Below are 13,572 nucleotides of genomic sequence, written 5' to 3'. Positions count from 1 at the left end.
TCTTCGAAGGGTGGCTTACAGGCCGAGCGCCTTGGTTTTTGCCGCGTCGTAGTCGGCTTGCGTGATCAGGCCGAGATCGAGCATCTCCTTGGCCTTCTTCAGCTTGGCGATCGGGTCGTCGGCGGCCGCCGCGGCCGCTGCAACCGGCTGTTGCAGATTGCCGATCCCGCCCATCATGCCGGAAGCCATGCCAATGCCCATCATGCCCGCCGCACCGCCATTCTCGCCGGCCGACTGCATCCCCTGGGCGACACTGGCCTGCAGGTTCGAGTTGCCGCGCGCACCCGAAAGGGCATCGGCGCGCTGGACGGTCTTGAGCAGTTCGCGCGTGTTTGCGTCGTATTCGATCGAAACGATGGCGGTCTTGACGATGGCCAGGCCACGATCGGATTTCCATTGATAGGCCTGCTCCACCGCGTCGGACAGGCTCCTGGCAAAACCGAGGGAGTCCTGCTGCAGCTTGGTGATGCGATTGCCCTTGGCCGGATCGTTGGAGTAGAGGCTGAAGGCCGGCGCCAGCGAGCCGACTACTTCGTTGAAGAGCTGGGCGGCGGCAGCGTTTTCGATATCGGTGAAATCGAAGACCTCGCCGGGCTGGAGGTAGCGCGCCGGCACGAAGTTCTTCACGAACAGGATCGGGTCGACGATCTTCAGCGTATAGGAGCCGCGCGTGACCGCACCGACCTGGGTGCCGAGGAAGCCGTCATCCCAGTAGATTTCGGATTGCGTGCCGAAGCGGTTTTCCGGAAGTTCCTTGAGCGAAACGAAGAACGCCGCCTGCTGGGAACCGGGCTGGCCGCCGAACTTGAAACGCTCCCAGCTTTGCATGATCAGCGAATCGACGAAGCCGTCCCCGGCGAAGATCGACTTCGAATTCAGAGCGTCGGAGCGCCATTCATAGGCGCCCGGTTCGGCGGCAAAACCGGTGACCGCACCGTCCTGGAACAGGAGCAGGCCGTAGCCTTCCGGCACGACGATCTTCGAACCATTGGTGATGATGTTCGAGGAGCCCTTGGTGTTCGAGCCGCGCCCCGCGTTGCTGCCCTGAGGTACCGCAGCGAACAGCGCCGCCGTGGCCGGCAAACCGCCTGGAACGGTGTAGAAATCCTTCCACTGGTCGGCCAGCGTGCCGCCGATGGAACCCACCACTGCCTGAACAAGACCCATGACATCTCTCCGTTATTCGTGGCCGGGTAGCGTACCCACCCGATCGGCGAACTATACATTCCCAGGCAGGAATAGGGGGGTGGTCGAAGTCCTGCCCGACAGTGGCCCGGGATCCTGGCCTGAGTCCTCGGCAGGGATCTGCGCCCCGATGCTAGGGAGGGTCTGATCAAGTAGCAAAGTCGCCACGACGCCTGCCTGTGTGCAGATCGCGGCGCGTCGACGCAGACAGACTGGCGGTCTTTCAAGTCGACGCAACAAAGATCTGCGCGCAGGCAGGCGTCGCCTAACGGATTGATTGGATGTTGAAAAGGTGGCGTCCAGAAGGCTCTCCACATGCACCGCGCGCCTCGTCAAGGCAACCAGACTTCACTTTGCCACGCAGCACATGTGGAATACCTTCTGAACGCCATGACGACTTTGCTACTTGATCTGACCTTCCCTCGCGCGCCGCGGTCGGGCAGGTTCCATTCCGGATCAGCGACGTCCAGCGTGCTGCCGGGCCTTGCCGCTGCAGGCGTTGTTGCCGGGCGGCGGGGCGCCCGGGTTTGTCGCCCTGTGCGGAGGCTGCCACTGGATGGGGACCTGAGTGCCATGTTCAGCCACCATCGGTGACAATGCTGCAACCTGGTGAGCAGTCGAGGCAGCCATGATTCGAATTTTCCGCGCCCCATCCTTCCTTGCCCCGGTTTGCGGCCTGCTGTTTGTCGCGATGGCGGCGCATGCATCGGCAAAGGATCCGCTGCCTCTCGAGAAACTGAAGCTGCCCAAGGGTTTCGAGATCGCGGTCTATTCGGCGGACGTGCCGAATGCGCGTGAGCTGGCGATCGGCACCCGCGGCACCGTGTTTGCGGGGTCCCGCCGCGTCGGCAAGGTCTACGCGCTGACGGATGCGGATCAGGACGGTCGTGCAGAGACCGTGCGTGTCATCGTGGACGGCCTGCAGCTGCCGGTCGGCGTCGCCTTCCACGAGGGCGACTTGTACGTGTCGGCGGTCAGCCAGATTCTCGTCTACCGGAATATCGAAGACCATCTCGATACGCCGCCGAAGGCCGAAGTCGTCGTATCGGACCTGCCGGGCGAGACGCATCACGGCTGGAAATTCATCGCCTTCGGACCGGACGGCAAGCTGTATGTGCCGATCGGTGCGCCGTGCAACGTCTGTGACCGCGAGGGCTATGCGAAGCTGCTGCGCATGAATCCCGATGGCAGCGGCCGCGAGGATGTCGCATACGGCGTGCGCAACTCGGTCGGCTTCGACTGGCAGCCCGGCACGAATGCGCTGTGGTTCACCGAGAACGGCCGGGACTTGCTCGGCGACGATCTGCCATCGGATGAACTCAACCGCGTGGGCCGGACCGGTGAGCACTTCGGCTTTCCATACTGCCACCAGGGCGACACGCTCGACCCGGAGTTCGGCGAAGGCAAGCGCTGCGCCGACTACACGGCCCCGGCTCTCAAGCTTGGTCCGCACGTGGCCGCGCTCGGCATGCGCTTTTACGACGGAAAGATGTTTCCGGCCGCCTATCGGGGGGCCGCCATCATTGCCCAGCATGGTTCGTGGAACCGGACGCAGAAATCCGGCTATCGGGTGATGACCGTGCGGCTCGATGGCAACAAGGTGCTCGGTTACGAACCGTTGATCGAGGGATTCCTCGAAAACGAGGAAAGCTGGGGACGACCCGCTGATGTGCTCGTCATGCCGGACGGCGCGCTGCTCGTCTCCGACGACCAGGCTGGTGCGATCTATCGGGTGACATACGCCGCAAAGCGCCAATAGCGCAGTCCGGCGTTGAGGTCGTTTCGCAGACGGGACCGAATTCGCGGCCGCTGGTCGCGCGTGGGCGATGGGCCACCATTCCACGCACGCTCCGGTTTGGTGCGAGACATGGCTCGAAGGACCAGGCCTACCGACACATGATCCAGAATTCCGAGTGCGAGATCTGGTTCGGCGGGGAGGGCAGGGTCATCCTGGTGCCTGAGGCCGATGCGGCACTCCCACAGTTTCGATGAGCACCCTTGCACGGCCCATACGGCGAATCGTTCGGCCCGACCGGGACGAAAACACCCAGGCGGCACCTCGCCCGGGCCTCCCATACATCGCCAACGACCGCGGCCTCCCTCTCGGCACGACTGCCGAACGATTGTCAGGAAGCGCGATTCGGGACGCGTCCCGAATCGAGTCGGCGACCCGCACTGACGCGTGCCGATTTCCCGGTCAAGACCGGCCGGGGTTGATCGCGCCGAGTTCGGGAATGTAGGGCAGGTAGTGTTCCCAGCGCGCGACCGAGCGCGTGTAGATCGGCTGGCGGACCTGGGTAATGCTGGCGGTTCGGACCAGACCCTCGCCCGCATAGTGTTCGAGACAGATGGGATCCCATGGCAAACCGAGCCAGTCGATCAGACGCCGGGATTCCGACTCCTGATCGCTGACCATCGCTTCGTAGTCGACCTCGATGAAGCGGCCTGGAAGCACCCCTCGCCAATGCTGCATCAGTACCTGGTACTCGCCGATACGATGCAGCAGGTCGGACCAGCGCGAGGCCCAGGAGATCTTGCCGAATTGGGTCATCCAGCAGGACAGGGCCACGTCGCGCAGGTCGCGTCGGCAATGGATGATCCGGGCATTCGGAAACAGGGTCGCGATCCAGCCGACGAGATTGTAGTTGTCGGGCATCTTGTCAACGACGCGGCAGGCCTGCGGTTTTCCCTGGACGCTGGCCAGGGCATGAAGTTGCGATCGATAGCGGGGGGCGATGCTGCGGATCGTACGTTCGTCGACCAGGGGGATCCTATCCAGGGCTGCCAGTTCCTCATCGTCGCCGGATTCCGCGGTTTTCGCCTGCGTGCGCAGCGAGTTCATTGAAAGCGCGGCGAAGTTGCGTTCGCCGATGCCATGCACCTGCGGGTGGCGGGCGAGGATCTGTTCGGTCAGCGTCGTCCCGGAGCGCGGCATGCCGACGATGAACGCCGGCAGCGCGCTGTCGTCGCCTAGACCGTCCACCCTGGAAAAATGGTTGGCGTCGAAGACTTCGCGGAGCCTTGCGCACCGTCTCGCGAAGGCCTCGGGTTCGTAAACCTGGCCCCGCTTTTCGCGGTGCCTCCACTGGCAGGCATTCGCACTTGCCATGTGCTCGGCGGCAATCCGCCACTCCTTGCGACCATCGTGATAATAGGCAAGGCCGCTGTGCAGCATTGCCCGGGCGCCGTCACGAAGACGTGGTCGTTCGAGCAATTCGAGCATCGCCGTGGCCCGCTCTGCATCCAGCGAGCCCCGCTTGCTGCTTGCCAATCCGCTCAAGGCGGATGCGCATCTGGGATTGAGTTCCAGAGCGGCGGTGTATTCGGCGTGCGCGGCTTCGACCTTGCCGGCGGATGCGAGTATCTGCCCGCTCAAGGCAAACAGGCTGGCGTTGTTGGGCTGCGCGGCCTGGGCCACGCGGAGCTGGGCGATGGCAGCATCGGCATCGCCTTCGCTCCACAGACATTGTGCATGGACCCTGAGCACATCGGCATTGCCGGCATGCGTCTCCACGATATCGGCAAGCACGCTGAGTGCCGCCGTCGAATGGCCCTGATCAAGCAGGATCGAGGCTAGTCCCGCGCGCGCTGTGGGGTCGTCCTGGGCGAAGGTCAGTGCGCGTTGATACCACGTGGCGGCCTCGGCCAGATCCCCGTTTTCCTGCCAGAGCCTGGCGATGTCGATGTTGAGGTCGGCAAAGTCGGGATTGAGCTCGAAGGCATTGGCAAAGGCGTCCATGGCTTCATCGAATGCTTCGAGCTGGTAATGGCAGCGCCCAAGCAGATGATGGGCCTGCCAGGAATGAGGTGCCTTCGCCACCGCACGCAGACAGCAGGAACGCGCCTGCTCGGATTCGCCGAAACCTGCGAGGAGGGCACCGAGATTGCTTTCGGCGCGGACATGGTCGGCATCGAGTTCGAGTGCCTGGCGGTAGTACCGGGCCGCTTCGCGCCACAGCCCGAGGCCACGCCGTGAATCGGCCAGGGCACAGACATAGTCCGCGTTTTCGGGAAAGCGCTGGACGAGGCTGCGAAACTCGGCACTGGCATCTTCGTATCGGTTCGAGGCGAGCAATCCACAGCCGAGGTTGTAGCGAGCCTGTGCGTAGTCCGGTTTCAGCGAGAGGGCGCGCTGGGATGCCTTTATGGCACCAGCGGCATCGGCTGCGTGAGCCGGCGATGCCTGCATCCGGGCATGGGCGAGGTTGCACCAGTACCAGGCGTTGGCGGGGTCGCCGACGACGGATTGTTCAAGCCAGTCGAGGGCTTCACGGAACGCGCCGCGGGAAAGCGCCTCGACCCCGAGGGCATGCTGGGCATCGGCATTCGCGGATCGGGTGGCCAGTAGCGTTCGGGCAAGACGCGCGGAGCCTTCGAGATCGCCAGCGCGCAGCAGATCGCCAGGTTTCATCGAGGGCATCTTCAAGTCAAACCAGGCAAACGAGGTGCGCTGGACCCCGACTCATCGGGGTCCACGCAGGGCAGACGCAATGCAAGTTGTGTCTGGCCGCTTCTATCGGGTCAGACCGAGCTTCCTGCGACGACGCAGCTCGAAGAAGCCAAGGCCGCCCAGTGCCGCCAACAACGCGGCCAGTCCGGTCGGGGAGGCAGCAGGCAGGCTCGCCGGTGGAACCGCCGGTGGCGGTGGCGGTCCGCCCTGCCCGTAATTGACGATCTCGCTTTGCTCGGTCGGCGACAGTCCGCTCAGCAAGCCGGCTGTCTGCAGCGCAGCCAGCGATTCGAAATCCGCGGCATCGGCGACGGCTGTCGTTTCCGGAATCGTCGAATCGGAGAGTTCCATGAACACCATGATGCGAACCGTCTGTCCGGCCGCGATCGTCACTGGATACCGCAATCCGAAAGTCGCTATCGCCGGGCCCGGGGTGCCCGGAGTCAGCGCATTGAACGGGATGACCGAAGCGCCCGCGCCGTAGCGAGACAGCGTGATGCGCGGGTCCGGCAGTCCGTTCGGCGCTTCGACCTTGCGGGGATTGACGACCACGCCATTCGGAGATGTCGGCGCGCTGAGATCATCGGTCATGTACCAGAAATCGTTTGTATCGATCGCCGTATCGCCGTTGCTGGTGGCCCGGACGGTGGTATTGCTGTCCGACCCATAGTCGCCAAGAATGGCTGCATTGACGCTGATTGGAGCACCGGTGGTATTGGTCAGACTGAACAGCCCGCGCACAACCGGTCGACCGGGGAAGAAGTTGTAGCGGATCTGGGCATCGACGCCCGGAACGATCGTCGCGGTATCGGTGGTGAGGGTATCGCCGGTCAAATCGACCGTGGAATCGGGATTGACGAAGAGATTGCCGTTGACGGCGAGAATCAGGGCATTGTCGACGCCGTCCGAGAAGAAACTGCTGGCCGGACCGGCCAGAGTGGCATCCTGGATTCCAAATGCGGTTACGTCGGTGGTGTAGACGTCGCCGTTCGTGGTGGTGACAGTGCTACTGGACGGGAAGCTGGTGTTGTTGTCCACACTGGACCAGAAGGCCGCTCCGCGCGTGATGTTCACGGGAATGCCGGTGCTGGCCGCTCGCGCGACGTTGCCCCCTGCCAAGCCCGCGATGCCGATGGCGCTGGCTGCCGCCATACCCTTGAGTCTGGAGAAACCCCCAAGCTTGTTCATGCAACTTCTCCCTGGAGTCATGTCACCGATCCGCGTGCAGGCCGGCGCGCGCGCCGACATTTCTCCGGACTCTATCATGGAAATCATTGAAAAATTGCATGGCCGGGGACTCCCGGCGAATGGGCTGCTATCGTCGCCCTTTGAATATGTCATGCGTGAGCCAATGAGCGTTCCGATTACAGGCCTGGTGTTGACCGGCGGTGGCGCCCGGGCCGGCTACCAGGTGGGCGTACTGAAGGCGCTCGCGCAGATCCGGCGCGAGTGTGGCATCGCCGGCGGCAATCCTTTCCCGGTCATCACCGGAACATCGGCCGGCGCCATCAATGCGGCCGCGCTGGCCAGCCGGGCAGATGACTTCGATCTGGCCGTGGCCGCGTTGCACGAGGTCTGGGCGAACTTCCGCGTCAGCCAGATCTACCGCGCCGACCTGCCGGGAATCATCGCCACCGGAGCGCGCTGGCTGACGATGCTGACCCTGGGCTGGCTGATTCCGGGGTTGCGCCGGGCGCGACCCCGATCGCTCCTCGACAATGCGCCGCTTCGATCTTCGCTGAAGGCCTGGTTCAAGCCAGAGCAAGTTCGGACCCTGATGGCCGAAGGGCAGCTCAAGGGCCTGGCCGTCACCGCGTCGAGCTACGGCTCGGGTCTGCATGTCACCTTCTTCGAGGCCGGTGTGGACGTTCATCCGTGGAAGCGTTCGCAGCGCATTGCAGTGCGTGATTCGATAGGCATCGACCATCTGCTCGCCTCGTCGTCCATTCCGTTCGTGTTTCCGCCCGTCGCCTTGACCGTGGACGGCCATACCGAATACTTCGGCGATGGCTCGATGCGCCAGACGGCGCCGATTTCGCCGGCGATCCATCTCGGCTCGGAACGGGTTCTCATCGTTGGCGCTGGACGTCTGCGCGAGCCGCCGGGTCCGCGGGCCGGCAGCAGCGAATATCCGAACCTGGCCCAGATCGCCGGCCATGCCTTGTCGAACATCTTTCTCGACTCGCTACGGGCGGACGTCGAGCGCATGCAGCGCATCAATCGCACCCTGCAGCTGCTGACCCCCGAGGCTCTGGGCGAAACGAGTCTGCGTCCGATCGACGTGTTGCTGATTTCACCGAGCGAACGCCTGGACGACATCGCCGCCCGCCATATTGGCAGCCTGCCGTTTGCGATTCGTGCCCTGCTGCGTGCGGTCGGCGTGTCCGGTCGCGGCGAGTCGGCACGCGGTTCAGCGCTGGCCAGCTACCTGCTGTTCGAAGCCTCCTACACGCGTGAGCTGATCGAACTGGGAATCAGGGATACCATGGCCCGCCGCGACGAAGTGCAGGCCTTCTTTGGCTGGCGCGGCGCTCCTGCGCGCAGTGCCGGAAAGCTTTCAGATGACGCCGTAGGTTCGGGCGGTGCCGAGTAGCGGTTGTCGCATCATGTGCTGGGTGGCCTGCTTGCGCCGATCGCGCGAACTCGCAGTCCCCCGCGCGCCATGGCCAGGTGTCCTGTGCGGCGTCGTCGACAGCGTCGTGATTTGATCGACGCGTGAGTCGTGATAGAACACCACGGGCGATTCGATCAGTTGCAGGGGAGATGTGCGTCATGTTCTGTCCAAAGTGCGGTCAGGAAAATCCCGATTCGGCGGTTCATTGCAGCCGCTGCGGCGCACCGATGCCCATGATCGATCAGGGCTTTGGGCAGGCCACAGGAATGCCGTCCACGCAGCGTGTTGCCGTCGGCAACAATCTTGTCTGGGCCATTCTGGCCACCTTGTTCTGCTGCCTGCCGACCGGGATCGTGGCCATCGTTTACGCGGCCCAGGTCGACAGCAAGGCCGCCGTCGGTGATGTGGCCGGCGCGCGCGACGCCGCACGCAACGCAGCCACGTGGTGCTGGGTCTCGTTCGGACTGGGCTTGCTGTTCGTTCTGCTCTACGTCGGCCTGGTCATCATGGGCGCGACATTCGGCAGGTAGGCCGTGACATTGCGCATCTTGCGGATGTCATGGGAGGCCCGGCTTGCCGTCTTTGCCCGGTATCCGCTCTCGATCATCGCATTGCCGGTCGGCGCGCTCCTCGTATGCGGCGTTCTTCTTGTCGCCGATCCATTCGTGGATGGCAGTATTTTGCCACCGTGTCCGTTCCACGCATTGACCCACCTCTATTGCCCGGGTTGCGGAACGACGCGCGCCCTGCATGCCCTGATGCACGGTCACCTCGGGCTTGCCCTTGGAATGAATCCGTTGGCGGTGATGGCCGTCCCGCTGATTCCGGCGATCCTGCTTCGCCCGCATTTTCCCGGGCAGAAGTGGCTGGCGAGGCTGGCCGACGCGCGACTCTGGCTGCCGGCGGTGCTTGCATTCACCGTGTTTCGCAACCTGCCGTGGATTCCATTCGCGTGGCTGGCACCGGGGTGAAAACACCGCTTCGGTTCGAATTCCGCGCCGCGCGTGCCGGGTCGATCAGCACAGGTTTACGCCGATCGCGGCTCGATGACAACCTGTAAGAACTGACAGCTAGCCCTGCCGTCGCTAGTCGATTAGATTTTTCCCGACTGGCCCGGCGTTGTGCTCCATCCTCGCTTTCGTCGGCCCTGCCATGCACCTCACGCCAGCGGACAGGCATTCTTCCTGCCGCCTGGCTCGCCGCAACTGCAGCCCTGACCGGACTGCGGAAAGTCTGAACGGGTGGAGTAGCGCAATCATGCATCGGATGCAGCGTCATTTCGCAGGTACACGATGAGGCCGGCCACCCGCCCGCCGAACGACGAGCGGGTCGAGGACGCCTCGACCTGGAGCTACGCGACGTGGCTCGCGGCGGCACAGCGCGAGGAGAGCTTCAATCGCATCGCCGAGGCCACGGCGGCCTACCAGGCCGCCTTGCGCCTGAACCCGACCGGCATGGAGGCGCTGTCGGGACTGGCACGTATCTCGGCGCGCATGCTGGACCACGAAGGGGCGATCGAATGGTCGCGCCGCGCCGCCCACCTCCACCAGGACGATCTTGAGAGCCATCTGCAGCTGGCGTCGCATCTGCAGGATGCGCGGCAGCTCGACGAGGCATCGAACGTGCTCGATGCCCTGCCCGGGGAGGATGCGCGAACCTGCGCCGCACGCGGTACCTGCATGATCCTGCAGGGGCACATGAATGAAGGCATGCGCTGGCTGCGTCGGGCCGTTGAACTCGATGCGCATTCCTGCGAGGTTCGCACCGCTCTCGGTATCGGCTTCTGGCGCTGCCATAAGCGCATGGCAGCGCAGCGAGAACTGGAAATCGCGCGCAGTCTGGACCCGCAGAACATGCATGCGCGGTTCGTGTTGCAGCACCTGTTGCTCGAGCTCGGAAATTTCTCGGCCGGTTACGCCGACACCGCTGCCTTCGATGCGATCTACCCACCCGCCTTGACCGGACGTCGCTGGCAGGGGCAACCGATCGCCGGCAAGCGTCTCCTGCTCTATGACCAGCATGGGCTCGGCGACACCCTGCAGATGGTCCGCTACGTGGAGGTCTGCGCCGAACTCGGGGCGCAGGTCCATCTGATAGTGCGTCGCGCAATGCTTCCGCTGCTGTGCACGCTGAGGGGGCTGACGGGCATCAGTGCCATGGACGAGCCACTGCCCGAGTTCGACTTCCAGGCGCGCCTGCTCGATCTCGTCGCGATCTTTCGGCATGCACCGGCGAGCCTGCCTCAACATATCCCCTATCTGAGCGCCGAGCCCGCCCGGGTCGAGCGCATGGCCAGGGAACTCGCGGGATTGCCGCGACCATGGATCGGCGTGGCCTGGCGCGGCAACCTGCGCCAGAAGGACGGCCTGATCCGCACGTGCACGGTCGATGACCTGAGGCCTCTCTCGAAACTGCAGGGCAGCCTGGTCAGCCTTCAGCGCGACGCGAGTCACGAGGAGATCGAGGCGCTCGGCGCAATCGATGTCGCGGGCCTGGATGGCGATGGCGCCTTCCTCGATAGCGCCGCCGTGATTCGATTGCTCGACCTCGTCATCAGCATCGACACGTCGGTCGCCCACCTCGCCGGTGCGCTCGGTGCGCGGGTATTGCTGCTGCTTCCTTACTGGAGCGATTGGCGCTGGATGGCCGATCGCTCCGACACGCCGTGGTATCCCGGCATGCGTCTGTTCCGCCAGGAGCGTCCGCACGACTGGAGCGCTGCGGTCGTTGCGGTTGTGCGCGCGCTCACGAGCGCGGAAATCGAGAGGATCTGAACTGTGGAAGAGAATCTGCTGCTGCCCAATATCGACCATGTGGTCGTGCTGATGCTCGAGAACCGTTCGTTCGACAACGTCCTCGGCGGACTGTATCCGGCGAGCGCATCGTTCGAAGGCTTGACCGGCAAGGAGTGGAACTACAACCCGACCGCGCCGGGGGTCGGTACCTGGACAGTCTGGCAGGCCTCTCCCGGCATCGCCTCGGGCACGATTCCGTTTCCGGACCCCGGTGAGGAATTCACCGACATGAACATCCAGCTTTTTGGTGCGCCAAGCCCGGGCAACTGTCCGAGTCCGGGCATGGGCGGCTTTGCCGCCAACTACGCGCGACAACCCGCCTCGCGCGAGGGCATCGACCAGCCCAGCGTCCCGCCGATTCCGCACAACATCATGCAGTACTTCGACGAAGGCAACGTGCCATGGAGCTACGCACTGGCCCGACACTATGCAGTCAGCGATGTCTGGCACGCGGCGGCGCCGGTACAGACGATCGCGAACCGTACCTTCACCCACACCGGGACGCCTTCGATGATCCCGGGGACAGACCGCGCCCGTGTGAACAACGGCGACTACACCTCGGGGCTCTCGTTCTCGAAGATCGTTGAAGGCAAGTTCGATCCGCCGGTCGTCGATACCACGGTTTTCGAAATGCTCGATGAGACCTATCCGAGCGGCCGGGCCGGGGCGTGCAGCAATTTCCAGGAGAAGCCGCGCAGGCTCAACTGGAAGGTCTACTATCACGACGCGCCGCTGTCGGCGCTGTGCCAGTACGTCTACGAGCACTGGTGCCTGGATGCCCTCTACGGCGGCAATGTGTACCGCTACCACGAGCATTTCCGCGCGGAGACCAACTTCGAATACGACATCCGCAATGGCACCCTGCCGACCTACAGCTTCATCGAGCCGGCCTACACCGGTGTCGAGTACACCGCCAACAGCAACCATCCAGGCGGCGCAATCCCTGATCCGCTCGACCTCAACGCGCAGAACTTCCCGCCACCCATCAATGTGCACGATGGTGAAAAATTGCTGGCCGAGGTCTATGCGTCGCTGGCCAGATACCCCTCGGTGTTCGAACGAACCTTGCTGATCGTTACCTACGACGAGCACGGCGGCACCTACGACCACGTCAAGCCTGGCTCCGCCGTCAGTCCGTTCGCACGTCCGACCAGCAATTTCAACTACGATCGCTGCGGCGTGCGCGTACCGGCGATCCTGATCAATCCGCGCCTGACGACGAAGGTCTTCCGGCCGACCGATGGCGTTTCGATGAAGGACCCCTGCGGCGCCTTCGTCACCCGGCTCGACCATACCTCGATCATCAAGACTCTGTGCCAGCGGTTCGGTCTCGGCGCGCCACCGACAGCGCGCGCGGCGTCGGTGCCGACCCTCGCCGGCCTGGTCAGGGCGAGCGCGACCGAGGCGCATTTGCCGGAGCGCTCGGTGATCGCGGCGGCCGAACGCTCGATGGCGGAAAAACTGTCGAAGCCTCGCGACCCCGGCACGGCGGCGCGAATCCGTGGCTGGTTTGCCCAGCGCGAGCGAGACGATTTCCCCGGTGACCACCTGAACAATGCGATCTTCGCCACCTACGCGCTGGCCTGGTACGGACGCGAGCGTGCCGGCAGCTATCCGTTGCGCGAGATCGTCGATCTCGATGCCGATGACGCCGTGGCACTGGACGCGATCGATATCCGCGACACCGCCACCTTGCTCGAAGCCTGGCGCGAGCCCGAGGGTCCGGGGCGACTGGCCGCGATCGTGAAGCAGGATCCCGCCCACGTGCGACGATGGGCGCTACAGGCCGAGCTCCTGCAGCGGCCGGGCATCGTCGGCGACGATGCATTTCTGCTCATGACGGCGGGAGTGACCGGGATCGATGACCTGAGCCGTCGCGATGCGTCGGAACTGCAAGCAGGACTGGTCGCGGCTGCAGCAAGTCTTGGGCTCCTCGATTTTGCCCAGGACCTGGCCGTCACGAGGAAATGGGTCTCGCCCTAGCTGCTGTGGGTCGATCGAGCAAGGCAACCTCCACGACGACTGCATGCCTGCAGATCGCTGGGCGCCGACCTCGATGGCCCGGCCATCGCGGCAACGTCGGTCTGCAGGCAAATCGTCGCGTGTGCAGGCGCGCCCGCTCATCGGGCGCTAGAATTGCGCCTCCCGCTTGCGGAAGACCCCGATGTCCGATATTCCCGCGTGTCCCGTCTGTTCGATGGAGAACACCTATCCCGATGGCGACAACTTTGTTTGTGCGGACTGCGGACACGAATGGCCGAAGGCCGCGTCCGCAACGGCGGTCGATGATGACGCTCCGGCGGTCAGGGACAGCAATGGGAATCGCCTGGCCGACGGTGACGACATCGTCCTGATCAAGGACCTCAAGGTGCGAGGCTCGTCGCAGGTGATCAAGCAGGGCACCAAGGTTCGCGGCATTCGCGTGGTCGGTGGCGACCACGATGTCGAAGGCAAGGTCGCCGGCAGCGCGATGATGCTGAAATCGGAGTTCCTCAAGAAGGTCTGAGCCGGATCGGGTCCGTACCGGC

The 13,572-nt window shown here is 64.1% G+C and carries 10 protein-coding genes and 1 pseudogene; 8 read left to right on the top strand and 3 right to left on the bottom strand.

Annotated elements, in window-relative coordinates; genetic code table 11:
* Positions 1–15: 15 nt before the first annotated feature.
* Positions 16–1,167, bottom strand: a complete 1,152-nt coding sequence (locus tag BM125_RS09725; RefSeq protein ID WP_092407396.1) for an SPFH domain-containing protein — start codon at positions 1,165–1,167, stop codon at positions 16–18.
* Positions 1,168–1,876: 709 nt separating this feature from the next.
* Between BM125_RS09725 and BM125_RS09720 the strand changes: the two genes are divergently transcribed.
* Positions 1,877–2,944: a PQQ-dependent sugar dehydrogenase gene (locus tag BM125_RS09720; RefSeq protein ID WP_092407481.1), complete on the top strand. Its 1,068-nt coding sequence runs from the start codon at positions 1,877–1,879 to the stop codon at positions 2,942–2,944.
* Between the two features lie 438 nt (positions 2,945–3,382).
* Here BM125_RS09720 and BM125_RS09715 read toward each other — a convergent pair whose 3' ends face one another.
* Positions 3,383–5,596 carry a tetratricopeptide repeat-containing sulfotransferase family protein gene (locus BM125_RS09715; protein ID WP_175497997.1) on the bottom strand — a complete coding sequence of 738 codons (2,214 nt, stop codon included), beginning with the start codon at positions 5,594–5,596 and terminating at the stop codon, positions 3,383–3,385.
* Between the two features lie 102 nt (positions 5,597–5,698).
* Positions 5,699–6,823: a hypothetical protein gene (locus BM125_RS09710; RefSeq protein ID WP_139224932.1), complete on the bottom strand. Its 1,125-nt coding sequence runs from the start codon at positions 6,821–6,823 to the stop codon at positions 5,699–5,701.
* Positions 6,824–6,974: 151 nt separating this feature from the next.
* On the opposite strand from BM125_RS09710, the gene BM125_RS09705 reads away from it, so the two are divergent.
* The 7 genes and pseudogenes from BM125_RS09705 to BM125_RS09680 all read left to right on the top strand — a co-directional run bounded on the left by BM125_RS09705 (position 6,975) and on the right by BM125_RS09680 (position 13,550).
* On the top strand, positions 6,975–8,228 hold the full coding sequence (locus BM125_RS09705) for a patatin-like phospholipase family protein (protein WP_092407479.1): 1,254 nt from the start codon (positions 6,975–6,977) through the stop codon (positions 8,226–8,228).
* 170 nt (positions 8,229–8,398) lie between these two features.
* Positions 8,399–8,473: pseudogene (locus tag BM125_RS20970) on the top strand (zinc-ribbon domain-containing protein); the annotation flags it as partial.
* Positions 8,474–8,482: 9 nt separating this feature from the next.
* On the top strand, positions 8,483–8,779 hold the full coding sequence (locus BM125_RS09700) for a CD225/dispanin family protein (protein WP_342741293.1): 297 nt from the start codon (positions 8,483–8,485) through the stop codon (positions 8,777–8,779).
* Between the two features lie 24 nt (positions 8,780–8,803).
* Positions 8,804–9,220: a DUF2752 domain-containing protein gene (locus BM125_RS09695; protein ID WP_092407388.1), complete on the top strand. Its 417-nt coding sequence runs from the start codon at positions 8,804–8,806 to the stop codon at positions 9,218–9,220.
* Positions 9,221–9,541: 321 nt separating this feature from the next.
* Positions 9,542–11,023: a hypothetical protein gene (locus BM125_RS09690; RefSeq protein ID WP_092407386.1), complete on the top strand. Its 1,482-nt coding sequence runs from the start codon at positions 9,542–9,544 to the stop codon at positions 11,021–11,023.
* Positions 11,024–11,026: 3 nt separating this feature from the next.
* Positions 11,027–13,027, top strand: coding sequence for a DUF4332 domain-containing protein (locus BM125_RS09685; RefSeq protein WP_092407384.1), 2,001 nt, complete (start codon positions 11,027–11,029; stop codon positions 13,025–13,027).
* A 181-nt stretch (positions 13,028–13,208) separates the two neighbouring features.
* Entirely contained in the window at positions 13,209–13,550 is a 342-nt protein-coding gene (locus tag BM125_RS09680; protein ID WP_092407382.1) for a zinc ribbon domain-containing protein YjdM, read from the top strand.
* Positions 13,551–13,572 lie beyond the last annotated feature (22 nt).

Source organism: Dokdonella immobilis, from assembly GCF_900115085.1.
Classification (GTDB): Bacteria; Pseudomonadota; Gammaproteobacteria; order Xanthomonadales; family Rhodanobacteraceae; genus Dokdonella; species Dokdonella immobilis.
The sequence above is the reverse complement of the archived record's forward strand: the minus strand, read 5'-3'. Positions and strand labels throughout refer to the sequence as shown.